The 24,760-nt window shown below is 66.5% G+C and carries 20 protein-coding genes; 6 read left to right on the forward strand and 14 right to left on the reverse strand.

Annotated features, from left to right (window positions below):
• Window positions 1-16: 16 nt before the first annotated feature.
• From ACTPOE_RS08575 to ACTPOE_RS08630, 12 genes are all read right to left on the reverse strand, one after another.
• Window positions 17-763 (reverse strand): peptidylprolyl isomerase, encoded by a 747-nt coding sequence (locus tag ACTPOE_RS08575; protein ID WP_458871791.1) that lies wholly within the window; start codon window positions 761-763, stop codon window positions 17-19.
• 18 nt (window positions 764-781) lie between these two features.
• Window positions 782-1,468 carry a respiratory nitrate reductase subunit gamma gene (gene narI / locus ACTPOE_RS08580; RefSeq protein ID WP_458871792.1) on the reverse strand — a complete coding sequence of 229 codons (687 nt, stop codon included), beginning with the start codon at window positions 1,466-1,468 and terminating at the stop codon, window positions 782-784.
• A gap of 10 nt (window positions 1,469-1,478) precedes the next feature.
• A complete protein-coding gene (narJ, locus tag ACTPOE_RS08585) occupies window positions 1,479-2,177 on the reverse strand; it encodes a nitrate reductase molybdenum cofactor assembly chaperone (RefSeq protein WP_458871793.1) in 699 nt (232 codons plus the stop codon).
• Between the two features lie 14 nt (window positions 2,178-2,191).
• Window positions 2,192-3,733, reverse strand: a complete 1,542-nt coding sequence (gene narH, locus ACTPOE_RS08590; RefSeq protein ID WP_458871794.1) for a nitrate reductase subunit beta — start codon at window positions 3,731-3,733, stop codon at window positions 2,192-2,194.
• A gap of 12 nt (window positions 3,734-3,745) precedes the next feature.
• Window positions 3,746-7,501: a nitrate reductase subunit alpha gene (locus tag ACTPOE_RS08595; RefSeq protein WP_458871795.1), complete on the reverse strand. Its 3,756-nt coding sequence runs from the start codon at window positions 7,499-7,501 to the stop codon at window positions 3,746-3,748.
• A 55-nt stretch (window positions 7,502-7,556) separates the two neighbouring features.
• Window positions 7,557-8,984 carry a NarK family nitrate/nitrite MFS transporter gene (locus ACTPOE_RS08600; RefSeq protein WP_458871796.1) on the reverse strand — a complete coding sequence of 476 codons (1,428 nt, stop codon included), beginning with the start codon at window positions 8,982-8,984 and terminating at the stop codon, window positions 7,557-7,559.
• Window positions 8,985-9,193: 209 nt separating this feature from the next.
• Window positions 9,194-10,021: an ABC transporter permease gene (locus ACTPOE_RS08605; RefSeq protein ID WP_458871797.1), complete on the reverse strand. Its 828-nt coding sequence runs from the start codon at window positions 10,019-10,021 to the stop codon at window positions 9,194-9,196.
• Window positions 10,022-10,037: 16 nt separating this feature from the next.
• On the reverse strand, window positions 10,038-11,114 hold the full coding sequence (locus ACTPOE_RS08610) for an extracellular solute-binding protein (protein WP_458871798.1): 1,077 nt from the start codon (window positions 11,112-11,114) through the stop codon (window positions 10,038-10,040).
• Window positions 11,115-11,149: 35 nt separating this feature from the next.
• The gene (locus ACTPOE_RS08615; RefSeq protein ID WP_458870376.1) at window positions 11,150-12,187 is read right to left on the reverse strand and encodes an IS630 family transposase; all 1,038 of its coding nucleotides are present in this window, start codon (window positions 12,185-12,187) and stop codon (window positions 11,150-11,152) included.
• 40 nt (window positions 12,188-12,227) lie between these two features.
• Window positions 12,228-13,304, reverse strand: a complete 1,077-nt coding sequence (locus ACTPOE_RS08620; protein ID WP_458871799.1) for an ABC transporter ATP-binding protein — start codon at window positions 13,302-13,304, stop codon at window positions 12,228-12,230.
• Between the two features lie 19 nt (window positions 13,305-13,323).
• A complete protein-coding gene (locus ACTPOE_RS08625; RefSeq protein WP_458871800.1) occupies window positions 13,324-14,103 on the reverse strand; it encodes an ABC transporter permease in 780 nt (259 codons plus the stop codon).
• A gap of 107 nt (window positions 14,104-14,210) precedes the next feature.
• Window positions 14,211-14,870 carry an SLOG cluster 4 domain-containing protein gene (locus ACTPOE_RS08630; RefSeq protein WP_458871801.1) on the reverse strand — a complete coding sequence of 220 codons (660 nt, stop codon included), beginning with the start codon at window positions 14,868-14,870 and terminating at the stop codon, window positions 14,211-14,213.
• A 71-nt stretch (window positions 14,871-14,941) separates the two neighbouring features.
• Here ACTPOE_RS08630 and ACTPOE_RS08635 point away from each other — a divergent pair, with 71 nt between their 5' ends.
• Window positions 14,942-15,763 (forward strand): DeoR/GlpR family DNA-binding transcription regulator, encoded by an 822-nt coding sequence (locus ACTPOE_RS08635; protein WP_458871802.1) that lies wholly within the window; start codon window positions 14,942-14,944, stop codon window positions 15,761-15,763.
• A 42-nt stretch (window positions 15,764-15,805) separates the two neighbouring features.
• Here the strand turns inward: ACTPOE_RS08635 and serA are convergent, their stop codons facing one another.
• The gene (gene serA, locus ACTPOE_RS08640; protein ID WP_458871803.1) at window positions 15,806-17,005 is read right to left on the reverse strand and encodes a phosphoglycerate dehydrogenase; all 1,200 of its coding nucleotides are present in this window, start codon (window positions 17,003-17,005) and stop codon (window positions 15,806-15,808) included.
• A 186-nt stretch (window positions 17,006-17,191) separates the two neighbouring features.
• Here serA and ACTPOE_RS08645 point away from each other — a divergent pair, with 186 nt between their 5' ends.
• The 5 genes from ACTPOE_RS08645 (at window position 17,192) to ACTPOE_RS08665 (ending at window position 23,877) form a co-directional block, all read left to right on the forward strand.
• A complete protein-coding gene (locus ACTPOE_RS08645; RefSeq protein WP_458871804.1) occupies window positions 17,192-18,202 on the forward strand; it encodes a helix-turn-helix domain-containing protein in 1,011 nt (336 codons plus the stop codon).
• A 206-nt stretch (window positions 18,203-18,408) separates the two neighbouring features.
• The gene (locus tag ACTPOE_RS08650) at window positions 18,409-19,791 is read left to right on the forward strand and encodes a glutamine synthetase family protein (RefSeq protein WP_458871805.1); all 1,383 of its coding nucleotides are present in this window, start codon (window positions 18,409-18,411) and stop codon (window positions 19,789-19,791) included.
• Window positions 19,792-19,830: 39 nt separating this feature from the next.
• Window positions 19,831-21,216 carry an aldehyde dehydrogenase family protein gene (locus ACTPOE_RS08655; protein ID WP_458871806.1) on the forward strand — a complete coding sequence of 462 codons (1,386 nt, stop codon included), beginning with the start codon at window positions 19,831-19,833 and terminating at the stop codon, window positions 21,214-21,216.
• Between the two features lie 12 nt (window positions 21,217-21,228).
• The gene (locus ACTPOE_RS08660; protein WP_458871807.1) at window positions 21,229-22,404 is read left to right on the forward strand and encodes an iron-containing alcohol dehydrogenase; all 1,176 of its coding nucleotides are present in this window, start codon (window positions 21,229-21,231) and stop codon (window positions 22,402-22,404) included.
• Window positions 22,405-22,416: 12 nt separating this feature from the next.
• Window positions 22,417-23,877 carry a M81 family metallopeptidase gene (locus ACTPOE_RS08665; RefSeq protein ID WP_458871808.1) on the forward strand — a complete coding sequence of 487 codons (1,461 nt, stop codon included), beginning with the start codon at window positions 22,417-22,419 and terminating at the stop codon, window positions 23,875-23,877.
• Between the two features lie 29 nt (window positions 23,878-23,906).
• On the opposite strand, the gene hisN is transcribed toward ACTPOE_RS08665, so the two are convergent.
• The gene (gene hisN, locus ACTPOE_RS08670) at window positions 23,907-24,707 is read right to left on the reverse strand and encodes a histidinol-phosphatase (protein ID WP_458871809.1); all 801 of its coding nucleotides are present in this window, start codon (window positions 24,705-24,707) and stop codon (window positions 23,907-23,909) included.
• Window positions 24,708-24,760 lie beyond the last annotated feature (53 nt).

The raw sequence follows: 24,760 nt of genomic DNA on the forward strand, positions 1-24,760 counted from the left end.
CAGCGGGGCAACCCCGCTATTGCACGAGCGGAGAATCCGCGCCCTGCATGGGGATGCCCTCGATGCGGGCGGTCCCGACCAACTGCCGCAGGTACTGATGCACGGCCCGCCGCCGGCTGGACGCCTCGAGCCAGCCGGCCAGCCGTTCATGCACGGCCTCGAACGGCAGGGCGCGCCCTTCGATCCGGAAGCCGGTGCGCACGATGTGGAACCCGAAGCGGGTCTCGACCAGTTCGCCGCCCAGGGTGTATTCCGGCAGCGCGAAGATCGCCCGCTCGAATTCCGGCACCATCTCGCCGCGCCCCAGTTCGCCCAGGGCGCCGCCCTTGGCTCCGGAAGGACAATTGGAATAGGCCCGGGCGGTGGTCGCGAACGAGCCCAGGCCCTCGCGGTGCAGCTCGGCCAGGATGCCGTTGGCCCGGGCGCGCAATTTCTGCACGTCCAACCCGGAGGTGGCCTGAAACAGGATGTGCCAGGCCTCGACCCGGTCGCCTTCGCGGAACTCGTCGGGATGCTGCTCGTAGTAGCGCCGGCAACTGGCCTCGTCCGCCTCGGGCGTGCGCACGTCGTGGGCCAGCACGGCTTCCAGCAGGGCATCGTCGCCCTCGGCCGACAGGTCCAGCTCGGCGGCACGCTGGCGGCACAGGGCGCGCAGCACCAGTTCCTGGCCGGCGGCCAGGCGGGGATTGGCTTCCCGCTGGTGGCGCGGGACCTCGGCCAGGATTTCGGCTTCGGTGATAAGGGTGTCGTTGACGGTGATCATCCTGCGTCCCGGATTCGCTCAGCGCGGCCGCACGAGCTGCCAGGCCCGCGTCAGGTAGGCGACCGAGGCGAAACCCGACCACACGTGCACCAGGCGGGTGAAGGGGAAGATCACGAACAGCGTCATGCCCAGCACCATATGCAGGCGGTAGACGGCGGGCACGCCCTCCAGGGCGCCGACCGCGCCGCCGCGGAAGGTGACGATGCGCTGTGCCCATTCACCCAGCTGGATCATCACCGCGCCGTCGGTGTGGTGCACGGAGGTGAAGATCGAGGCGATGCCCACCACCAGCACCAGCAGGATCCACAGCAGCGTCACCCAGTCGGACAGGCTGGAATTGTGGGCCAGGCGGATTTCCGCCCAGCGGCGGTGGATCAGCAACAGCAGGCCGATCAGGCATACGACCCCCAGGATCGCACCGACCACGATGGCCATCAACTGCTTGAACTGCGTCGTCACGCCGAAGGCGTGGTAGACGGCCGGCGGCGTCAGCAGCCCCACCATGTGGGTGAAGAACAGGGAAATGATCCCGATGTGGAACAGGTTGCTGCCCCAGCGCAGCGATCCCCGGCGCAGCAGCTGGCTGGAGTCGCTCTTCCAGGTGTACTGCTCGCGCTCGAAGCGTAGCAGGCTGCCCACGAAGAACACGGTCAGCGCGATATAGGGATACACCCCGAAGAAAAAGAGTTCGAGCGTAGCTTGCATAGGAGTCTCCTCAGGCCTGGCCGCCGGCGGGACCGGCCTGGCGGGAACGGGGCGGGTGGAACACGAGGGGCTGCGCGCCGTCCCCGCGGCCCGGGCGGCGCATCAGCAGGGGTTCGGTGCCGTCGGCCTCGGGGCCGAAAGTGATCAAGGTTTCCTCCATGTCCCCTTCGGGGGGATCGGGCAGGACCTCGGGTTGCACGTCGGTCATGGTCCGCAACTGGGCGAACAGGCAGGCATAGGGACTGTCCGCTTCCGCCAGCTTGTCGCCCAGCCGGGCCAGCACATGGATGGCATCGCCCAGCAGGTCCTCGGCCGCCTCGGCCGGGATCTGGCCGAGGAATTCCAGGAACAGCGGCACGTAATCCGGCAGTTCCGTGGTGGCGGGCTCCAGCCCGTGCTTCAGGTATTCGTTGCGCAGGTCCACCATGGCCTGGCCCCGATCGCGGGACTCGCCGTGGACGTGCTCGAACAGGTGCAGGGAATGGGCCGCGCGGCGATCGAAGGTGGCGACGTACCGCTCCTGGAGGTCGATCAGGTCCTCACCCCGGTCCAGGAAGTCGAACAGGGGCGCCAGCCGGGTGCGCACATCGGCCGGCAGAGCCGCGTGCAGTTCCGGCAAGGCGTCCAGCCAGTCCTGCTCGGGATAGCCGAGCAGCACGGACAGGATGGAGAACACCGGCGCCTGGCGGGAAGGATGGATGGAATCCATGGCTTCTCTCCCGCTCAGGCCGTGCGGGCCGGGTCGAGGAACACCACGCTCGGCTTGCGCTTGTTGCGCGGCTTGCCGAACAGCGAGCCCTCGGACGTCCCGCCAGAGCAGCCATTGCCGAAGGTGAAGCCGCAGCCGCCCCGGATCTCGAAGGCGTTCTCGGCGCTTTCCCGGTGGGCGGTCGGCACCACGAAGCGGTCCTCGTAGTTGGCGATGGCCAGGTAGCGATGCATGTCCTCGACCTGGTGCAGGGTCAGGCCGACCTGATCGAGGATGTCATGGCGTTCCTGGCGGTCCACCGAACGCGCCCGCATGAAGGCGCGCATGCCCAGCAGGCGCTCCAGCGCCGTGGCGATCGGGGCCTCGTCTCCGGCCGTCAGCAGGTTGGCCAGGTAGCGCAGGGGGATGCGCAGCGACTGCACATCGGGGATCTCGCCGAACGCGCCGATCTGGCCGCTGTTGGCGGCGGACTGGATCGGCGAGAGCGGCGGCACGTACCACACCATGGGCAGGGTGCGGTATTCCGGGTGCAGGGGGAAGGCGATCTTCCATTCGACGGCCATCTTGTAGACCGGGGAATTGCAGGCCGCATCCAGCCAGTTTTCCGGGATGCCGTCGGCCAGGGCCTGGCGGCGGACTTCCGGATCGTTCGGATCCAGGAACAGGTCCAGCTGCGCCTGGTACAGGTCCTTCTCATGGATCGTGCTGGCGGCGGCCTCGATGCCGTCGGCATCGTAGAGCAGCACGCCCAGGTAGCGGATCCGGCCCACGCAGGTCTCGGAACAGACCGTGGGCATGCCGGCCTCGATGCGCGGATAGCAGAAGATGCACTTTTCCGCCTTGCCGGACTTCCAGTTGTAGTAGATTTTTTTATAGGGGCAACCCGAGATGCACATGCGCCAGCCGCGGCACTTGTCCTGGTCGATCAGGACGATGCCGTCCTCGGCGCGCTTGTAGATCGAACCGGACGGGCAGCTGGCCACGCAGGTGGGGTTCAGGCAATGCTCGCACAGGCGCGGCAGATACATCATGAAGGTGTTCTCGAACTGCCCGTAGATGTCCTTCTGCACCGCCTCGAAGTTGTAGTCCTGCGAACGCTTGGCGAACTCGCCTCCCAGGATTTCCTCCCAGTTGGGGCCCCACTCGATCTTTTCCATGCGCCGGCCGGTGATCAGGGAGCGCGGTCGCGCCACGGGCGGCGTGGTGCGCTCCGGAGCCTTCTGCAGGTAGTCGTAATCGTAGGTGAAAGGCTCGTAATAGTCGTCGATCTCGGGCAGGTTCGGGTTCGAGAAGATGCGCGACAGCAGGCGCAGCTTGCCCCCCTGGCGCGGCTCGATGCGGCCGTTGTCGCGGCGGCGCCAGCCGCCGTTCCAGCGGTCCTGGTTCTCCCAGTCCTTGGGGTAGCCCACGCCGGGCTTGGTCTCGACGTTGTTGAACCAGGCGTATTCCATGCCCTCGCGGGACGTCCAGACGTTCTTGCAGGTGATCGAACAGGTATGACAGCCGATGCATTTGTCCAGGTTCAGGACCATGGCGACTTGCGCGCGGATTTTCATGTGCCGGACTCCTCAGGCCTGCGTCTGGGCGGAAACCTCATGGGTTTCGTCCATCCAGTCGACATTTTTCATTTTGCGGACGACCACGAACTCGTCGCGGTTCGAGCCGACCGTGCCGTAGTAATTGAAGCCGTAGGATAACTGGGCGTAGCCGCCGATCATGTGCGTAGGCTTGAGCACGGTACGGGTCACGGAATTGTGGATCCCGCCACGCTTGCCGGTGACCTCGGACCCCGGCACGTTCACGATCTTTTCCTGGGCGTGGTACATCATGGTCATGCCCTCGGGCACGCGCTGGCTGACCACGGCGCGCGCGACCAGCGCCCCGTTGACGTTGAAGACCTCGATCCAGTCGTTGTCCACGATGCCGGCCTTGGCCGCGTCGATCTCGGACATCCAGACGATCGGGCCGCCGCGCGAGAGCGTCAGCATGATCAGGTTGTCGGAATAGGTGGAGTGGATCCCCCATTTCTGGTGCGGCGTGATGAAGTTCAGCACCACGTGCGGTTCGCCGTTGCTGAACCGCTTGTCCAGCATGGGCTCGATGGTCTTGGTGTCCACCGGCGGCCGATACACGCACAGGGATTCGCCGAAATCGCGCATCCAGGGGTGGTCCTGGTAGAGTTCCTGACGGCCGGTCAGCGTGCGCCAGGGGATGAGCTCGTGCACGTTGGTGTAGCCGGCGCTGTAGCTGACCTTGTCGGACTCGATCCCCGACCAGGTGGGCGAAGTCAGGATCTTGCGCGGCTGGGCCTGGATGTCGCGGAAGCGGATTTTCTCGTGCTCGCTGGACTTGACCAGGTGGGAATGGTCCCGCCCGGTGAATTTCGACAGGGCCTCCCAGGCCTTGAGGGCCACGTGGCCGTTGGTTTCCGGCGCCAGGGTCAGGACGGTCTCGCAGGCGTCGATGTCGGTGAAGATGCGCGGCTGGCCCTGGCCGACGCCCGGCTCGCGCTCGCGGCCGTTCAGCTTGCCGAGGAACTCGACTTCTTCCTTGGTGTCCCAGGAAATGCCCTTGCCGCCGTTACCGAGCTTTTCCGCCAGCGGCCCGAGCGTGGTGAAACGCTCGTAGACGTGCTTGTAGTCCCGGTTCACGACCATCATGTTCGGCAGCGTCTTGCCCGGGATCAGGTCGCACTCGCCCTTGCGCCATTCGCGCACGTCGTAGGGGTCGCTCAGTTCGCCCGGAGAATCGTGCTGCAGGGGCTGCAGCACCAGGTCCTCGTCCGGCAGGTCGGCGCCGGCCGCGAGTTCGGAGAATTTCTTCGCCAGACCCTTGTAGATTTCCCAGTCGCTGCGCGATTCCCAGATCGGATCCACGGCCGCCGACAGCGGGTGGATGAAGGGATGCATGTCGGACGTGTTCAGGTCGTTCTTCTCGTACCAGGTGGCGGTGGGCAGCACCACGTCCGAATACAGGCAGGTCGTGGACATGCGGAAGTCCAGGGTCACCAGCAGGTCGAGCTTGCCCTGGGGGGCTTCGTCGTGCCAGGCGACTTCCAGGGGCTTGACCCCGCCCGCCTCGCCCAGGTCCTTGCCTTGCACGCCGTGCTGGGTGCCCAGCAGGTGCTTGAGGAAATATTCATGCCCCTTGCCCGACGACCCCAGGATGTTGGAGCGCCAGACGAACAGGTTGCGCGGGAAGTTGTCGGGATGGTCGGGATCCTCGCAGGAGAACTTCAGCGAGCCGTTCCGCAAGGCGTTGACGGCGTATTCCTTGGGATCCTGTCCGGCCGCCTTGGCGTCGCGCACGACCTTCAGCGGATTGGTCCGCAGCTGCGGCGCCGTGGGCAGCCAGCCCATGCGCTCGGCGCGCACGTTCATGTCGATCAGGCTGCCCTGGTATTTCGAGGCGTCCGCCAGGGGCGAGAGCAGTTCCGGCACCTGGAGCTTTTCGTAGCGCCACTGGTCGGTGTGCGCGTAGAAGAACGAGGTCCCGTTCATGTGGCGCGGCGGGCGCAGCCAGTCCAGCGCGAAGGTCAGCATGGTCCAGCCGGTCTGCGGGCGCAGTTTTTCCTGGCCCACGTAGTGGCACCAGCCGCCGCCGGACTGGCCGACGCAGCCGCACATGGACACCAGATTGATGATGCCGCGGTACGACATGTCCATGTGATACCAGTGATTCAGGCCGGCACCCAGGATGACCATGGACTTGCCTTCGGTCTTGTCGGCGTTGTCGGCGAACTGGCGGGCCACGGTGATGACCTTCTCGCGATCCACGCCGGTGATGCGCTCCTGCCAGGCGGGCGTGTAGGGCACGTCATCGTCATAGGAAGCGGCCGCGTTATCGCCGCCCAGGCCCCGGTCGATGCCGTAGTTGGCCACGAACAGGTCGAACACCGTGGCGACCAGGACGTCGCCCTCGGCGGTCCGGACGCGCTTGACGGGCAGGTTGCGCACCAGCACCTCGTCGTGGTCCGTACCCTGGAAATGATCGTGATGGACGCCGCCGAAATACGGGAAGGCCACCGGCGCGACCTCGTCGTAGGCGTCGATCAGGGAGAGGCGCGGTCGCACTTCATGGCCCCGGGCGTCCTTGAGCTCCAGATTCCACTTGCCGGCGTCCCCGCCTTCTTGCTGGCCCCACCGGAAACCGATGGATCCCTGGGGCACGATCAGCTCGCCAGTGTCCTGGTCGCAGGCGACGGTCTTCCATTCGGGATTGCTGTCCTGGCCCAGCCGATCGGCGAAATCGGCCGCCCGCAACTTGCGGTCGGGCACGTAGCGGTCGCCCTGGCGCACCAGGCGCACCAGGAAGGGCATGTCGGTGTACTGGCGGCAATAGCGGTCGAAATAGGCACTCTTGCCCGCGAGGTGGAATTCCTTGAGGATGACGTGGCCCATCGCCAGGGCCAGGGCCGCGTCGGTGCCCTGCTTGGGGTGCAGCCAGATGTCGCCGAACTTGGCGCCCTCGGCGTAGTCCGGGAACACGGAAACGACCTTGGCGCCCCGATAGCGGGCCTCGACCATGAAGTGGGCGTCGGGCGTGCGGGTCTGGGGCACGTTCGAACCCCACAGCATGATGAAGGTCGAGTTGTACCAGTCGGCCGATTCGCTGACGTCGGTCTGCTCGCCCCAGGTCTGCGGGCTGGAAGGCGGCAGGTCGCAATACCAGTCATAGAAGCTCAGCAGCGACCCGCCCAGCAGCGACAGATAGCGGCTGCCGGACGCGTAGGACACCATGGACATGGCCGGAATCGGCGAGAAGCCGGCGATGCGGTCCGGGCCGTGGCGCTTGATGGTATGGATGTTGGCCGCCGCGATGATCTCGTTGACCTCTTCCCAGTTGGAGCGCACGAAGCCGCCCAGGCCGCGCACGGACTTGTAGCTCGCGGCCTTGTCCGGGTCGGACACGATGGCCTCCCAGGCCTGGACGGCGCCCATCGTCTTGCGCTGCTCGCGCCACAACCGGGCCAGCCGGCCGCGCAGCATCGGGTACTTGACGCGGTTGGCGCTGTACAGGTACCAGGAGAACGTGGCCCCGCGCGGACAGCCGCGCGGTTCGTGGTTGGGCATGTCCGGCCGGGTGCGCGGATAGTCGGTCTGCTGCGTTTCCCAGGTGACCAGGCCGCCCTTGACGTAGATTTTCCAGGAACAGGAGCCGGTGCAGTTCACCCCGTGCGTGGAACGCACGATCTTGTCGTGCTGCCAGCGGTTGCGGTAGGCGTCCTCCCAGGTGCGGTCTTCGCGGACCACGGCACCGTGCCCGTCGGAAAAGGATTCCTTGGGGCGGGAAAAGTATTTCAGGCGGTCGATGAAATGGCTCACGGTGGATGCTCCATTGGAAAGGGGTTCGGCCGCGGACGGGCGGCGGGGCCGCGTCTCAGCAGGGGATTTCGGCGCGACGGCGCGAGTAGTACCACCAGGTCACGGCGATCGACGCGGCATAGAACACGACGAAGAACACCAGGGCGGCATACGGGGTGCCAGTGAGTTCGAAAGACGTGCCGAAGCTCTTGGGGATGAAGAAACCGCCATAGGCACCTATGGCGCCGCTGAATCCCAGCACGGCCGCGGATTCCTTGGCGCCCTCGGAGTCGATCCGCGCCTGGCCGTCCGGTCCGCCGGCGGCGTGGCGGCGCTGGGCCAGCGTGTTGAAGATCACCGGAATCATGGCGAAAGTGGAACCGTTGCCGATGCCGGTCAGGAAGAACAGGAACAGGAAGGACAGCAGGAAGCCGTAGAAGTTCCCCGGAGACTGGCCGCCCGGCAGCGAGGCCATGACCCCCAGCACCCCCAGAATCATCCAGAAGAAGGTCCAGAAAGTGACCCGCGCGCCGCCCAGACGGTCCGACAGCCAGCCGCCGAAAGGCCGCGCCATGGCCCCGACCAGCGGCCCCAACCAGGCGTACTGCAACGGACGGATGTCGGGATACAGGTATTTGATCAGCAGCGGAAAGCCGGCGGAAAAGCCGATGAAGGAGCCGAACGTGCCCAGGTAGAGGAAGCACATGATCCAGTTGTGCTTGCGCTTGAAGATCACCGACTGCTCGCGGAAGGACGCCTTGGCGTCGGCGATGTCATGCATGCCCACCCAGGCCAGCATCGACACGATGATGATGAACGGCACCCAGATGAAGGCGGCGTTCTGGGCCCAGATCTCGACCGGGCCGCCATGGGCGCCGGACAGCTTCGCCATCTGCGGCCCGCCCGCCCAGGGGCCGAGGATGCCCATGGTGATGACCAGCGGCGCCAGGAACTGCACCGACGAGACGCCCAGGTTGCCCAGGCCGGCGTTCAGGCCCAGGGCGGAGCCCTTGCGTTCCTTGGGGAAGAAGAAGCTGATGTTGGACATCGACGAGGAGAAGTTCCCGCCCCCCAGGCCGCACAGCAGGGCCAGGAGCAGCATGGTGGAATACGGCGTAGTCGGGTCCTGGACCGCCAGCCCCACCCCGATGGTGGGCAGCAACAGGCTGGCCGTGGTCAGCGCCGTCCAGCGCCGTCCGCCGAACACGGGCACCATGAAGGAATAGAAGATGCGCAGCGTGGCGCCGGACAGGGCGGGCAGCGCCGCCAGCCAGAAGAGCTCGTTTTCGGTGTACTGGAAGCCCAGGTTGGGCAGGTTGACGGCCACCACGCTCCACATCTGCCAGACGGCGAAGGCCAGGAACAGGGCCGGGATCGAGATCCAGAGATTGACGTTGGCGATTGCATTGCCTTCGCGGACCCAGAACGCCTGGTCCTCAGGCGTCCAGACGGTGAGCAGGCGACCGCGACGGGCCTTGGGCGAAGCGTCGGAGGAGAGGCTCATGCAAAGGCTCCAGATTTTTAGGGACCCTCAACCATAAACCCCCACGCGAGATAGGGGCGCTGATCTGGATCAAACCAAGCCCGATTTCCACCCGGGGAGGAAATCGGCGCCAGCGGGCTCAGTATAAGAGCCTGAAGCTTAAATAACCATGACAACCTGACGGAATGACCGCGGACGGGCGAGCGCGGCCGGGGCCCGGGAAGCCGTCCTCACCGCGTCGCGCGAGGATCCCGGGAAGCCACGAACCACTCGCCCAAGGCGATGACGATGCAGCAAAGCGCCATGAGCACGAGAGAGATCGCCGCGGCGGCGGGCAGATCGGAGCCCGCCTCCGAAATCTTGCTGTACAGCAGCAGGGGCAGGATGTTCAACTGGGTGCCGACCAGCGCCAGCGCGGTGCCGTAAGCCCCCATCGCCACCGCCGCCGTCAGGCAGAACGAGGCCACCAGGCTGGGGAATATCTGGGGCAGCATGATGCCCGCGAGAGTCCGCAGGCGCCCCGCCCCGAGCGACCGGGCGACCGACAACTGCACCATGTCGAAATTACGCACGGCGGGCAGCAGGATCATGATGACGCGCGGGATCAGGTAGTAGGAGTAGGCGAACCCCAGGCCGGCGGGCGTATAGATCAGGGCACCGACCTCGGCGGGATCGAATCCCGCCTGGGCCAGCAGTTGCGTGACGAACCCCGCCCGGCCAAAACCGAGGATGAAGCCATACGCGACGATCAGGCCCGAGAAAGTCAGCGGCAGGGAAATGGCGAACAGCGTCGCGGTCCGGGTGCCGGAACGCATCCGGTTCAGGCCCATCGTCACGCAGAACCCGACGATCACGGAGAACAGCGGCGTCAGGATGCCCAGGACCGCGGTTCCCCACAGGCCGCGCCGAAAGAGCGGATCGGACAGCACCCTGGGAAAAGCGGTGCGGTCGGACAGGGCTTCGCCCAGGATCAGGACGACCGGCAGCACGAAAAACAGGCCGAACAGCGCCAGGGCCGGCAACGTGAACAGGGCGAAGCGGGAGCGCGAAAGCTGCATGGCGGCGGGGTCCGTCCTACTGGTTCAGCACGGCGCGCGCCCAGCCCTGGTCGATCTCGGCCTTCCTGGCCGTCGCCTTGGTGATATCGATGGGATGGATCTGCGGCGCATCGGGCAGCTTTTCGGCAACGTCCGCGGGCAGATCGACGCCGGGCACGGAAGGCCGCACGAAACCTTTGGCGAACGTCACTTGCCCGGGCGCGGTCATGATGTAGTTCAGCCACAGCCTGCCCGCATTCGGGTTGGGGCTGTTCTTGACCAGGCTGATGGCATAGGGCGCGGCCGCCGAACCATCCTTGGGAATGACCACGGCCACGTCATCGCCCATGCCATCCAGGTACTTGGCCTTCAGACCGTCGTTCTCATAACCGATCCAGATCGGGATCTCGCCCTTCAGGAACTGGGCGTAGGGCGTGGTCCCCACCACGCGCAGGATGTTGCCGGCGGACTGCAGCCGGCCCAGGTAGTCGATCCCGGGCTTGACGTCGTCCATCGATCCCTCGTTGGCGAAATTCGCGGCGAAAACGATGACCTGCCCCTGTCCTGTCGAGCGGGGGTCGAGATAGACGATCGACCCTTTGTACTCGGGCTTGAGCAGATCCTGCCAGGTCCGCGGCACGTCCTTGATCAGCTTCTTGTTCACCAGGAACGCCACGTTCAGCGTGTGGATGGTGAACCAGCGGCCCTCCGGATCCCGCAGCGTCCCGGGCAGTTTGTCGAAATTGACCGGCTTGAACCCTTCCACCACGCCCTTTTCCATGGCATCGAGCGCGGAAGCGGCAAAGTAATAGGCGGTGTCCGCCTGGGGACGGTTGCGCGCCTTGTCCAGCGCCACGACGGTCGCCGCGGAACCCAGGTCGTTGTAGACCAGCTCGACGCCCGGATAGCGGGCTTTGAAGGCGTTGAACTGCGCGCCCCAGTTCGCCCAGGTCGGACCAGTGTCGAAGGACACGACCATGCCTTCCTTCCGGGCGGCCTGGTACAGGGCCTGCTCGCCCTGGTACAGCTCGGGGCCATCAAAAGCGTGCGCCGTGCCGGCGGTCATGGTCAAGGCGGCGGCCGCGAAAATACCCGCGATCTTGAATGTTCTCATGTTCAATCTCCTATTGATCCGGCCCTCAAACAGTTTTACGCAGCGTATTTGACGTGGAAGTCTTGGAAGTAGGCTTTGACACGTGCCGGCTCGCTGGCGACGACTTGCATGTGCTCTTCTGCAGCGGCGCGTAGTTTGGCCTTCGTGCGTATCGGAACCTTGCGCCCGATGACGTGTTTGAGATCGGCATTCAAGCGTTCTTCGGGATTGAGTTCGGGGCTGTAACTGGGCAGATAGAACACTTCCATCTGATCGGAGTGTGCGGCCAACCACGCCTTCACCGGCTTGCAGTGATGCACGCCCAGGTTGTCCAGGATCAGAAACACCTTGCGCCCGGCATCCTGGACCAGCGACTCGAAGAACTCGATCAACTTTTCGTGATTGAACGCGCCATCAATGATCATCCAGCGTGCCTTGCCCTGGTTGGTGACGCTGGCGATCATCGACAGCTTCTGCCGCGTCCCGCCAATGGCCATCGCCACCGGAGTCTTGCCCTTGGGCGCATAGCTGCGACCGCGCACGTCGGTGTTCACCAGCGCCGTCTCGTCACCCCAGTGGACCTCGCCGCCCTCGGCCTTGGCACGTTCGGCGATGGCCGGATACGTGTCCTCCAACCAGGTTTGCACCGCGGCGGGCGATTGCTCGTAAGCACGCTTGATCGGCTTCTGCGGGGTGAAGCCCCAGCGGGCCAGATACTTGCCCACCGAGCGCACATGCAGCGTCACACCACACTCGCGCTCGATCAGCTGCATAACCGCCGCACGGCTCCACAGCGCAAAGTCCATCTTCAGCTGCTCGGGGCGTTTGTCGCAGATGATGCGGCACACCGTCTGTTCCTGCTCGGCGGTCAGTGCGCGATCCTCGCCACGGCGACGGCCACGCCGACGGGGTGCCAGCGACAGCATCCCCCCCGCCTCATAGCGTGCGATCACCTTGCTCACCGCCGTGTGACTCAGCCCAACGTCAACGGCGATCTGAGGTTTGCTTCGTCCGCGTTTGTACGCACGAATCACCTGCCGACGCCTCTCATGCTGCTCGGCCGGACTGAGCTTTCTTGCATCATCTTTTTCCATCCGCAAAGCATCGCATCAGATCGACAGAATTTCAATCTATTTATGGGCCTGATCTATAGGTGGTGGGGGCGGATTCCGAGCGGGGCTCGGCGGGAAGCAGATGTATCGATTCGGGGGGCACCACGATGGTGTCGAAAGACGCTCTGGAGTGGGTGTCGATGCGGACCCGGCCCTGGCCGATCGCCAAGTCGATGCGGCGCGCGGACCCCAGGAACCGGTCCGAGTCGACCGTTCCGGTCAGCACGTTGGGGCCCGATTGCGCGGACCCGCCCGGCTGGATGGACTCAGGGCGGACGAGGACCGTCACCGGCGCGCCCGCCGGATGCGGTCGGGTGTCGCACGCCAGCGATCCGATGGGAGTCCGCACCCCCAGGCCGTCCGGCGCCACCCGGCCGTCCCAGAGGTTGGCCTGGCCAATGAAGGAAGCCACCCAGCGATTGACGGGGCGGTCATACAAGTCCCTGGGCGCGCCGATCTGCACGATCCGCCCCGCGCGCATGATGGCGATGCGATCGGCAATGGAGAGCGCCTCCTCCTGGTCATGCGTGATGTGCAGCGTGGCGATGTTGGCCGTCCGCTGCACCCGCAGGATTTCTTCCCGCATCTCGACCCGCAGGGCGGCGTCGAGCGCGGACAAGGGCTCGTCGAGCAACAACGCGCTGGGCGAGAAGACCAGGGCGCGCGCAAGAGCCACACGCTGTTGCTGACCGCCCGACATGGCGGCCGGCATGCTGTGCGCCCACTGCCCCAGGCCGACCCGATCCAGCGCCTGCGCGGCGCGCGCCTCCCGCTCGGCGCGCGGCAGGCCGCGGATCTTGAGCGGGTAAGCGACATTGCCCAGGGCGGACATATGGGGGAACAGGCCATAGGACTGGAAGACCACGCCCAGCTGGCGTTTCTCCGGCGGCAGGCGGGTGACGTCGCGGCCATCGACGATGACGCGTCCCCCGGTGGGCTGCGCAAAGCCCGAAAGCAGTTTCAGCAGCGTCGTCTTGCCGGAGCCGGACGGCCCGATGACCGCCAGGAACTCTCCGTCCTCGATCGTCAGGTCGATATCGAACACTCCGTTGGAGCTGGCGGGATAGTGATAGTGGACGGACTGGAACTGTATGGACATGGGCGTGTTCCGGAAAGGCTCAACCGGACCGGCGCGCGGCCGAGGCCGAAGCGGTCAGGGAACTGGCGCAGGAGGCAAGGATGGCCAGCAGCAGCAGGATCACGGTCGCCGCGCAGGCGAAGCCCGTGGCGCCGTAAAAGGCCTGGAGCAGCACGACAGGGTAGGTACGGGTCAGGAAACCCGAGATCAGATTGGAAATCTGGAACTCGCCGATGGACAAGGCCGCGACGGTCAGCAGGGACGACAGCACGCTGGTGCTCAACAAGGGCAGCACGATGTCCTTGAGGCGCGTCCAGAAGGACGCGCTCAGCGTGGCCGCGACCTGCTCGTAATCCCGCAGACGCAACTGCTGCATGTCCGCCAGCACGGTATTGACGGTATAGGGCAGTGTCAGGACCAAATGGGCTGCAATCAGCAGGCCGATGCTGCCGAGCCAGGGCGCCTCGTTCGAGGAAAACACCAGGATGAAACCGAAGCCCAGCACCAGGTCGGGCACCGCGATCGGCATCAGGACCATGATCTTGGCGGCCAGCCTGACTCCGCGGCGCGCACTGGAATAGATGGCATAGGCCAGCGGCAACCCGATCAGCACGTTCAGCACGCACGTGGCCGCCACGACCTTGAGGCTGGACATGAACGCCCGCTGGAAGGACGGATCGGCCGCGACGTCCAGGTACCACCGGACAGTGAACCCGTGGGGCAATATCGTGTTGCTCCAGGACTCGCCGAACGAGCCGACGAACAGCAGCACGATCGGGGTGGCCAGGAACAGAAGGTAGGCGGAAGTGATCAGCAGCATGGCTCGAATCCGATCGGCCCATTTCCCGGACCTTTGTCATACATCTTACATTATGACTGTATATCAGGCATAGAAGTCAATTTAATGACATCATGGCCGCCGTGGATTCAGACCACGGTCCGCAGCAGATGCCCGGCCGTGTGATGAATGGCTTCTTCGACCGAACCGCAGAGGACCATCCCGGGCACGAAAGGCGCCCCTTCGAGCCCCAGCACCAGATGACCCAGGCGCAGGCCGAGGGCGATCTCGGATACCGTACCGTAGGAGATCCCCGGCGCCGCCTCCTGACCGCCCCCCACCGCGATCAGCACCGTGCAGGACTGGGCGATGATGGCGTTGCGCGCCTCGCCGATGCCGGTCGCGATGGGAATGCGGATATAGGGATTGGCCGTTCGCCAGTCGCCGTCGGGCAACAGGCCGATGGGCGCCCCGCCCTCGCCGGCATGCCCTTTGGCCCCGGCTTCCATGACGCCCTGGCGCCCGCCGCACACCAGTTGCAGGCCATGGCGCGCGAGAGCGGCGCCCAGGGCCTCGGCGGTCCGGTATTCGGCCGCCGAAGCCTCGCGCGGGCCGATGACGCCCACAGGCACCTGACGCAGCCGCCCCGCCAGCTTGAGCAAGGCCGAACAGGCGTCCACGGGCCGCAGGTCGTCCGGCGCGGCCCGCGGGGCCCGCTCCCATTGCCGGGACCACGGATCGAAGCGCAGGTCATCCCGCGCATACAGGGCCTGGGCCCGCTCCGACCAGAAAAGAGGAGAAATGCTCATGATGCGACAGACCGGGTAGGGTAGGATAGAAGGCACGCCATGGAGAACCGCCATAGTGTAAATTATCTTACATGACTATGTCATCCTCGTCCCTTCCACCGGCCCTCGCACCCTCGGAGCCGGCCTGTCTGAACAAGCGCCAGCACGAAATACTCGACATCGTCTCGCGCGAAGGCTATGCCACCATCGACGATCTGGCGGGCCGATTCAATATCTCGCACCAGACCATCCGGCGCGACATCATCCTGCTGGACCGCAATGGAATCCTGAAGCGGTTCCATGGCGGGGTGGGGATCATCGATGGCCGCACGCGGCCGGAATATGACGACAAGCGCCTGCTCGCCATCGAGCCCAAGCGCAGGATCGCGGCCCGGGCCGCGGGTCTGGTCGAGGACAGGATGACCCTGTTCATCGACGTCGGCACGACCGCGGAAGCCTTCGCCCATGGCCTGATGCAAAGCAGGGCCCGATGCCGCATCGTCACCCCCAGCCTCGCCATCGGGCAGGCCCTGGCCGAACACCCGACCCTGGAAGCCATCGTGACCGGGGGCGTGGCGAAGACCCGGGACGGCGCCGTGGTCGGCCCGCTGGCCATCGCACTGATCGAGCAATTCAGCTTCGACTATGCCTTCATCGGCTTCTCAGGCTTCGATGGAGATGGCGCGCCGATGGACTTCGATCTGGACAAGGTGCTGGTCAAGCGCGCCGCCATGCGGCGAGCCGCCATTTCCGTCGGCCTGGCCGATTCGAGCAAGTACCGGCGCAGGGCCAGCATCCGCCTCGCGGAGGCCGGCGACCTGGACCAGCTGATCTCGGACGCCCGCCCCCCTGGTCCCCTGGCCCACGTGCTGCATGCCGCGGGCGTGGACATAGTGCTGGCGACGGACGCCTGAACGCGCCCGCGGACCGGGTCCGCCCGCGGGCGCGGCCATGCGTCAGACCCGGTCGCAGCGGATCGTGATGGGATGGCGTCGCAGGCCCTCGATGACCTGATCGGTGGCCTCGCCATCGACGTCGGTGATGGCATAGCCGATCTTGCCGCGCGTCTGCAACTGCTGGCTGACGATGTTCAGGCCGTATTCGCCCATCAGGTTGCTGAGCGCGCCCATGGCGCCCGGCACGTTCTGGTGGATGTGGATGATGCGCGCGGCGCCCGCCTGCTCATGGTAGGAGATTTCGGGGAAATTGACGGCGCCCTTGGTCGTGCCGCTGCTGATGAAGCGCTTGAGCTTTTCCGCGACTTCCCGGCCGATGTTTTCCTGGGATTCCTGGGTGCTGCCGCCGATGTGCGGCGTGAGGATCACGTTGTGCATGCCGCGCAGGGGGCTGTCCAGCGCCTCGTCGCGGCTCTTGGGTTCGGAGGGGAAGACGTCGATGGCGGCGCCCGACAGGTGGCCGGATTTCAGCGCGCGCTGCAAGGCGGGGATGTCCACCACCGTGCCGCGCGAGGCGTTGATCAGGATGCCGCCCGGACGCATCGCGGCGATGGCGTCGGCGTCGATCAGATTGACCGTGTCCTTGCCGCCGGGCACGTGCAGGGTGACCACGTCGGCCTGGCCGAGAAATTTCTTCAGCGAGGACGTGGCATGGGCGTTGCCCAGGGGCAGCTTGGCCTCGATGTCGTGGTAGATCACGCGCATGCCGAAGGATTCGGCCAGGATGCCGACCTGGGAGCCGATGTTGCCATAGCCGACGATGCCCAGCGTCTTGCCGCGCGCCTCGTAGGCGCCGTCGGCGGTCTTGTCCCAGAAGCCCTCATGGACGCGGGCGTTCTTTTCGGGGATGCGGCGCAGCAGCAGGATGGCCTCGCCCAGCACCAGCTCGGCCACCGAGCGGGTGTTCGAGAACGGCGCGTTGAACACCGGGATCCCCCGCAGGGCGGCGGTTTCCAGGTCCACCTGGTTGGTGCCGATGCAGAAGCAGCCGATGGCCCGCAGGTCCGGCAGGTCGGCCAGCACGGCCTGATCGAGATGGGTCCGGGAGCGGATGCCGACCGCGTGCGCGCCCTGAAGGGCCTCGCGCAGGGCGTCGCCCGCGAGCGCCCCCGCGTGCGTGATCACATCGTCGAACCCCGCCGCGACGAAGACTTCCCGGGCGCTGGCGTGTATGTTTTCGAACAGGACTATGCGTGGCATCTCGACCCTTTTCCGGCGAATGAAAAACATTCATTGTGCGATATTTCAAGCATCTCGTCAGGGTCATCCCTAATGGAAGCAGGGTCAACCTCCGATATTTTCCGGGTATCCTTTTCGGAATCACCCGCCGGACGACCTCGTCGGCGGCCAGTTCCCGTTCCGTTCCTCCCCCAGTCACCGACAGCCATGCCCTTCAAGGAGAATCCGGCGGCGGCCCTGCTCCACGAGCCGACCACCACGTCCAGGAAGCCGCGCCTGCTCCGGCGGGAGCTCGTCGCGCACGACGCCGAGGACCATGCCCACAACCTGAGCCAGTGGGAACAGAGCTACAGCCAGTTCTCGCCCGGGCGCTTCGAGGGGCGCCTGACCGAGCTGTGGTTGCCGGGCATGCAGATCTTCCAGGAATCGGCCAATCAGGCCCTGCGCCAGTCCTGCGCCGCCTGGCCGGACGCCCTGTGGTTCGGCCTTCCCGCCCCGGGCGCGGCGGCCTCGCGCCTGGACGCCCAGCCGATCGAGAACGACACCCTGCTGTTTCGTCAAGGCGGACGCGAATTCGAACTGAGCACGCCCGAACACTACGGGATCTACGGCATCGTCGTGGGCAAGGCCTTGCTCGACGAACATTTCCCATACGCCGACGCCCTCCGGCTGCCCGACCACGGCGGCACCCTGCGTGTGCCGCCCGAACTCTTCCAGGCCATCTTCGGCACGCTGCGCCAGGCTCTGTTTCCGACCGACCCACGGCCCGCCGCCACGCCCAGGCAGATACTCGACCTGCGGGAAACCGTGCTCGACCAGCTCGGCGCCGCCCTGGCGCACGGCACGCCCCCGCCCCGGGACGCCCATCACTCCCGCATCCGGCACAGCCATCAGGTGGTCGAGCAGGCCTGCGAACTGGTGCTGGCGCAGCCCGACCAGCGTCTGTCCATCGCCGACCTCTGCCGCCAGATGCACGTCAGCCGCCGCACGCTGCAGTACTGTTTCCAGGCGGTGGCGGGGATGTCCCCACTCACCTACCTGCGCATCCTCAAGCTGAATCAGGTCCGCCGCAAGCTGCGCAGCGCCGACGACCCGGCCGGCCGGGTCACCCGGATCGCCATGACCTGGGGATTCGAGCACCTCGGCCAGTTCTCCCGGGACTACCGCCGCCTGTTCGGCGAGTTGCCTTCCAATACCCTGCGCCATCCTGCCGGCTGAGCCCGGGTCCGCCGCCGGATACGGCCCCCGCCCACCCCGCGCCTCCCCTTCCTCGCCGCCTGGCGCCTAGGGATGTCCCTGGTTTTGCCGAAATCCGATAAAGCGATGCCGAATCCAGATGTCCGGCTGCCGTTTTGCGATAGGCGCGCGGCTCAGCGCGGCGCACCATGGCCCCGATACCCATCCATGGCCCCCAGAGGTGCATCATGCAAGAACGATCCATCCAGACAGTCGACGAAGCCATCGCCCTGGTCGAGCAAAGCAGTCTGACCCACATCAAACTGGGACTGTCCGACATCGACGGCATCATCCGCGGCAAGTACATGCGCAAGGACAAGTTCATCAGCTCGCTGAAGCACGGCTTCGCCTTCTGCGACGTCGTGATGGGCTGGGACTCCAACGACGAGCTCTACGACAACACGACCTTTACCGGCTGGCACACCGCCTACCCCGACGCGCAGGTCCGCATCGACCCCACGTCCTGCCGACGCCTGCCGCTGGAGCGCAACGCCCAGGGCGAGGACATGCTGTTCTTCATCGCCGATCTGGACGGCCCGGCGGCCGAGGTCTGCCCGCGCCGCCTGCTGCATCGCATGATCGACCGCGCCGCCACGATGGGTTTCGACGCCCACGCCGCGCTGGAATATGAATTCTTCATGTTCGACGAGACGCCCGATACCGTCCGCGAAAAGCAGTACCGCAACCTGAAGAACTGGACGCCCGGCAATTGCGGCTATTCGGTGCTGCGCAGCACCGTGCATTCGGACTTCTACCAGGAACTGCTGGATCTGTGCGAACGCATGGACATGCCCATCGAAAGCCTGCACAACGAAACCGGCCCCGGTGTGATGGAGGCCGCTCTGGCGGTGGACGGCATCAGCCAGGCCGCCGACAAAGCCTTTCTGTTCAAGACCTTCACCAAAACCCTGGCCGAGCAGCAAGGTCTGATGGCGACCTTCATGGCCAAGTGGTCACACCACCATTCCGGTCAGAGCGGCCACATCCACCTGTCCCTGACGGACAAGAAAACCGGCGCCAACGTCTTCCACGACCCCAAGGCCGAGCACACCATGAGCGCGACCCTGCGCCATTTCGCCGCCGGCCAGCAGCGCTACATGCCTGAATTCATGGCGATGTACGCGCAAACCGTCAACAGCTACACGCGTCTGGTGCCGGGCTACTGGGCGCCGCTGGAAGCCAGCCTGGGCATCGAGAACCGCACCACGGCGCTGCGCATCATTCCGGGCGGCCCGAAGTCCCAGCGTGTCGAGGTCCGCATCGGCTCGGCCGACGCCAATCCCTACATCGCGCTGGCGGCGGCGCTGGGCTCGGGGCTGCTGGGCATCGAACAGAAACTGGAACCGACCTTTACCTCGGGCAACGCCTACACGCAGGAATTCCCGGACGACATCAAATTCCCCTCCACACTATGGGATTCCGCCCAGCGTCTGCGCCGTTCGCAAGCCGCGCGCGGGCTGTTCGGCGACGCTTTCGTGAACCATATGGCGGCCACCCGTGAATGGGAAGAGCGCAAGTTCCGCGAATACGTCACCGACTGGGAACTCCAGCGGTATTTCGAACTCATCTGAACCTGGACATCATCCGAACCGCAGCAGCGAGCGATCACCATGAGCGAACTCACCACCATCAGTCCCATCGACGGCCGGGAACTCCTGCGCCGCCCCCACGCCACTCGTGCGGACGCCGAACGCATCGCGCAGGACGCGCGGCAAGCCCAGCAGGCCTGGTCGCAGCGCCCACTGAGCGAGCGCATCACCATTCTGTCCGCCGCCATCGACGTCGTGCTGTCGCGCACGGACGCCTTTGCCGACGCCATCACGCGCCAGATGGGCCGCCCCATCAGCCAGACGCCGGGCGAATTGCGCGGCTTTGCCGAGCGCGGCCGCTACATGCTGTCGATCGCCGAAGAAGCCCTGGCACCCATCGTGCCGCCCGCCAAGGAATCGTTCGAGCGCTCGATCGAGCGCGAACCGGTCGGCGTCGTCCTGACCGTCGCCCCCTGGAACTATCCTCTGCTGACGGCGGTCAACAGCATCATCCCCGCCCTGGCGGCGGGCAACGCCATGATCCTGAAGCACTCCGATCAGACGCCGCTATGCGCCGAGCAACTGGTGGCGGCCTTCACGGACGCGGGTGTGCCGGCCGGCGTGTTCCAGTACATCCACGCCACCCATGACATCATCCACGACCTGATCCAGTCACCCGCCATCGACCACGTGGTCTTCACGGGTTCGGTGCGCGGCGGCGGCGCCATGGAAGAAGCCACCGTCGGGCGCTTCATCGGACGCGGCCTGGAACTGGGCGGCAGCGATCCGGCCTATGTGCGCGCCGACGCCGACCTGGCCCACGCCGTGGAAACACTGGTGGACGGCGCCTTCTTCAATTCCGGACAATCCTGCTGCGGCATCCAGCGCATCTACGTGCACGAATCGCTGTACCAGGCATTCGTGGAGCAGGCGGTCGAGCTGACCCGGCAGTACCGCCTGGGCGATCCCCTGGACCCCGAGACCAATCTGGGGCCGGTCGTGCGTGCCCGGGCCGCTGACGAAGTCCGCGCCGTCATCGCCGAATCCGTCCGCATGGGCGCGCGCAACCGCATCGACCCGGCGCACTTCCCCCAGGCGCGCGCCGAAGGCACCTACCTGGCGCCCGCGATCCTGACGAACGTCGACCACACCATGCCCGTCATGAACGAGGAATGTTTCGGTCCCGTCGTCGGCATCATGCCCGTCGCCTCGGACGAAGAAGCCGTGGCGCTGATGAACGATTCCAACTACGGTCTGACGGCCTCGGTCTTCACGCGCGACCTGGAGACCGCACGGGCACTGGGCCGCCGGCTCCAGACCGGCACCTTCTTCATGAACCGCTGCGACTACCTGGACCCGGCCCTGGCCTGGACCGGCGTCAAGAACACCGGACACGGCATTTCCCTGTCCATCCTGGGTTACCACTCGCTGACCCGGGTCAAGTCCTATCACCTCCGTCTTCTGTAGGAACTCTGTGCCATGAATGCACCTATCTCCTCGCTCACCGCCAACTGGAACTACCCGACCGCCGTCAAGGCCGGCCCCGGGCGCATCCGCGAATTGCCGAAGCATTGCCAGGACATGGGCATGCAGCGCCCGCTGCTGGTGACCGATCCCGGACTGGCGCCGCTGCCCATCGTCACCGGCGCAGTCCAGGCCTGCCGGGACGCCGGTCTGGACTGCGGCCTGTTTTCCGGCATCAAGGGCAATCCGACCGGCCGCAACGTCGAGGACGGCGTGGCCGCCTTCCGCGCGGGCGGCCACGACGGCGTCATCGCCTTCGGCGGCGGCTCGGCGCTGGACGCGGCCAAGGCCATCGCCCTGATGGCCGGCCAGTCGCGCCCGCTCTGGGACTTCGAGGACATCGGCGACAATTATCTGCGCGTCAACGTCCAGGGCATGGCGCCGGTGATCGCGGTACCGACCACGGCCGGCACCGGCTCCGAAGTCGGCCGCGCCTCGGTCATCACCGACGAGGACGCCCACGTCAAGCGCATCATCTTCCACGCCCGCATGCTGCCCGCCCTGGTGATCCTGGACGCCGAACTGACCGCCGCCCTGCCGGCCCGCCTGACGGCCGCGACCGGCATGGACGCCCTGTCGCACAATCTGGAAGCCCTGTGCTCGCCCTTCCATCACCCGATGGCCACCGGCATCGGCATGGAAGGCAGCCGCCTGGTGCATCAATACCTGCGCCGCGCCGTCGAGGACGGCCAGGATATCGAAGCGCGCCACCAGATGCTGGTCGCCTCCAGCATGGGCGCCACGGCCTTCCAGAAGGGCCTGGGCGCCATGCACGCTCTGGCCCACCCCCTGGGCGCGCTCTATGACGCGCACCACGGCATGCTGAACGCCATTCTCATGCCCTATGTGCTGAAGGCCAATGAATCCGCGGTCTCCGACACGATGACGCGTCTGGCGCGCTATCTGGACCTGCCCAAGCCCGGCTTCGGCGCGGTGCTGGACTGGGTGCTGGCGCTGCGCGAGTCCATCGGCATTCCGCACACCCTGGCCGCCATCGACATCCCGGAAGCCGCCGTAGGCGCCGTCGGGGCGCTGGCCGTGCAGGATGGATCGGCGGCCACCAACCCGATCCCCTTCACGCCGCGGGAATACGACCGCATTCTGGGTCACGCGATCAGCGGCACACTGTAAAGGAGAAACGTCATGGCCCGGATCGGCGTGCTCGGCTTCCTGCACGAAACCAATACCTTCGCCCCGGACGTCACCGGGCTGGACCGTTTCGAGGAGGCCGACGCCTGGCCGGGCCTGACCGAGGGCGAGGCGATCTTCGAGGCCACCCGGGACATGAACCTGGCGGTCAGCGGCTTCATCTCCGCCATGCAGGCCGCCGGGCATGAAATCGTCCCGCTGCTCTGGTGCTCGGCCAATCCGTCCGGCCCGGTCGCGGACGCGGCCTTCGAGACCATCACCGCCCGCATCGAGGCGCACCTGCGGGGCCTGACCCTGGACGGCCTGTTCCTGGACCTGCACGGCTCGATGGTCACCCAGAGCCTGGACGACGCCGAGGGTGAGCTGCTGCGCCGCCTGCGCGCGATCACCGGCCCGGACCTGCCCTACGTCGCCGCCCTGGACTTCCACGCCATCCTCACCCAGGCCATGGTGGACCGGACCCAGGCCATGGTCGCCTACCACAGCTACCCGCACGTGGACATGGCCGACACCGGCGCGCGGGCGGCGCGAATGATGCGGCGCCTGCTGGCCGGCGAGACCTTCTTCGCCGCCTGGCGCAAGCTGGATTTCCTGGTGTCGATGCCCTGGCAGAGCACGCTGGGCGACGAGCCGGCCGGCGCGTTGATGGCCGCCGCACGCGCCCTCGAGACCGAAGACTGTCCCGAGGTGCAGTTCATCCCCGGCTTCCCCCTGTCGGACACGCCCGAATCCGGGCCCGGCGTCCTGGCCTACGCCCGCGTCCCGGCGCGGGCGACCCACGCCGTCCAGACGCTCGTCCGGGCGATCGAGGCGCGGCGGCGATCATTCACGGGCCGACTGTACGCCCCGGGCGAAGCCCTGGACGCCCTGGCGGACCGGGGCGCGGAGCGATTCATCCTGGCCGACACCCAGGACAACCCGGGCGGCGGCGGGTCCGGCGACACCACCGGCGTGCTGCGCGCACTGCTGGACCGGGGTATCGAACGGACCTGCGTGGCCGTCCTGTGCGACGCGGCCTTCGCCCGCGAGGCCCACGCCCGGGGTGTGGGCGCCCGCATCGACCGCCCCTTGGGGGGACGAGGCTTCCCAGGGGACGAACCGGCGGCAGGACCATTCGAAGTCCTGGCCCTGGGCGACGGCCGCTTCGTCGGCACCGGCCCCTTCTACCTGGGCTGCCGCATGGATCTGGGCCTCATGGCGCGCGTGCGCCGGAACGGCGTGGACATCCTGATATCCAGCCGCAAGCAACAGGCCGCCGACCAGGCGATGTTCCGCCACTTGGGCGCCGATCCCCGGGACTACCGGATCCTGGCGCTGAAAAGCTCGGTCCATTTCCGGGCGGACTTCGCGGCGCTGGCCGACGAGATCCTGATGGTCAAGGCGCCCGGCGCGAATACGGCCGATCTGCGCGACCTGACGTTCCGTCGCCTGCGCCCCGGCGTGGAGATCCGGTGACCCGCGCCGGCGACCGCCCGCGCCCGCCCTCAGGCATCGGCCGCCAGGATCTCCAGGGCCTGCCGGTGCAGGTCGGCGTTGGCCGCCGCCAGCACCCGACCGTCGGAACTCGGACTCAGCGCCCTACCCTGCCAATCGGTGATGACGCCACCCGCCTCCTCGATCACCGGCGCCAGCGCCAGGTAGTCGTAAGGCATGAGTCCGGCTTCGGCCACCAGGTCGACCATGCCGCTCGCCAGCAGGGCATAGGCATAGCAATCGCCGCCGAAGCGCCGCAGGTGGACCGCCGCGCCGAGCCGCTCGAACGCGCGGGCGTCTTCGCCCGTGAACAGGTCCGGCGAGGTGGCCTGGAGGATGGCGTCCCCCAGCCCGGACACCGCACGCGTGCGGCAGCGTTCGCCATTGAGCCAGCAGCCGCGCCCGCGCACTCCCACCCAGCGTTCCCCCGTGCAGGGGACATCGATGATGCCGAACAGGGGGCGCTGTTCGTGCAGGACGGCCAGCAGGCAGCCCCACAGGGGATTGCCGGTGATGAAGCTGCGGGTGCCGTCGATCGGGTCGATCGACCACACGACGGGCGCCTCGCCGGCCTGGACGCCGAATTCCTCGCCGAGCAGGCCGTGATCCGGATAACGGCGGCCGATTTCCGCCCGCAGAAACTCCTCCACCCCGCGATCGGCCACGGTGACGGGGCTCGCGTCCGCCTTGGTCTCGACCGGCGGCCGGTGGCGGAACCATCGCAAGGAGATCGAGCGGGCCTGGCCCACCAGGTCCTGGGCGAAATCGAGGACCTCGTCGGTCCAGGGCGGTACGGTTTGTGGAATCGACATCGCGCGCTCCCTTGGCGGTTGACTGATGGCCTGAGTCTGATGAAAAAGTATTC

Source organism: Castellaniella sp. WN (assembly GCF_054457555.1).